Origin of the sequence: Rhizobium nepotum 39/7 (assembly GCF_000949865.1) — a bacterium.
Taxonomy (GTDB): domain Bacteria; phylum Pseudomonadota; class Alphaproteobacteria; order Rhizobiales; family Rhizobiaceae; genus Agrobacterium; species Agrobacterium nepotum.
Map to the genome: position 1 here is coordinate 1 of NZ_JWJH01000070.1, position 1,322 is coordinate 1,322.

The following is a 1,322-nucleotide window of genomic DNA, read 5'->3' on the forward strand; positions in this document are numbered from 1 at the left end:
ACCTGCATCGCGAACCGATCGACTTTCGGGCCGGCATCAACAGCCTTGCGGTCCTGGTCCAGGAGACGATGGCGCTGGATCCTTTTGCGCCTGCGGTTTTTGCTTTCTGCAATCGCCGGCGTGACCGGATGAAGCTCCTGTTTTTTGATCGGTCCGGTTTTGTGATGGTCCTGAAGCGGTTGACCGAGGACAAGTTCCGATGGCCCCGTCGCGAGGTGCCGGTGGTCATGCTGACGACAGAGCAACTGCACTGGATCCTCGATGGCATCGATATCGATGCGATGATCCGCCATCCGGTGCGGCAATATCAGATCGCCGGCTGAGGATGGCGAATTGAGCTGTTGACGCGCAGAGGCGGTTCAGATTCAAAACTACGATGACTCGAACCGGCGATCCTGGTGTTGCAGAGCTGATGGCGCAGTTGGCGGCCAATGCTGCCGAAATCGCTGCGCTCAAAGCCGAGAAGGAAGCGCTCTCGCAGCGGGTCGTCAAGCTGGAAGAAGAGCTGGCACTCGCAAGGCTCCATCGCTTTGCCCCCCGCAGTGAAAAGCACATTGATCGTCTCTTCAACGAGGCCGAAGAGGCTGCGGTCGAGGATGACAGCGAGGAAGGCGATGTTGTCGAGCTTCCGGACACCGGCCTGCCAGCGGTAGAAGGTCAAACGGGAAAGAAGCGTGGACGCAGACCTCTGCCGGAAGACCTGCCACGCGAGCGCGTCGAATATGACCTCCCCGACGATCAGAAGTCTTGTCCCTGCTGCCAGGGTGAGATGCATCGCATGGGCGAGGCTGTTACCGAACAGCTCCATATCGAGGTAAAGGCAAAGGTCCTACAGAATGTGCGGTTCAAGTATGCCTGCCGTCATTGCGACCGCACCGGGATCAACACGCCCGTCGTTATCGCACCGATGCCGACGCAGCCCCTGCCAGGCAGCATTGCTACCGCCTCGACGCTGGCGTTCGCACTCGTCCACAAATACGTCGACGGCACACCGCTCTACCGCGTGGCTCAGACATTCGAGCGTGCTGGTGTTCCGATCAGCCGCGGCGCTCTCGCTCACTGGGTGATCGGCTCAAGCGAGAAGCACCTGCACCGCATCTATGATGCGCTGAAACTGCGGTTGCGATCGCAGCCTCTCATGCATGGCGATGAGACGACGGTTCAAGTCCTCAAGGAAAAGGACAGGCAAGTCACCAGCACATCGTACATGTGGGCGTATCGCAGCGGCGAGGACAGTGACGAGCCAATCGTATTGCTCGACTATCGGCCGGGGCGCGGCCAGATCCACCCGCAGACCTTCCTTGGTGACTACCGCGGCATAT

Annotated in this window: 2 protein-coding genes; both read left to right on the forward strand. The window is 59.7% G+C overall.

Translation table 11 applies throughout. The features are described 5' to 3' along the window. On the forward strand, positions 1 to 323 hold a 323-nt coding region (tnpB, locus tag RS75_RS24945; protein ID WP_045025284.1), incomplete at its 5' end, for an IS66 family insertion sequence element accessory protein TnpB. A gap of 53 nt (positions 324 to 376) precedes the next feature. Then, the coding region (gene tnpC, locus RS75_RS24950; RefSeq protein WP_045025285.1) for an IS66 family transposase at positions 377 to 1,322 on the forward strand (946 nt) is incomplete at its 3' end.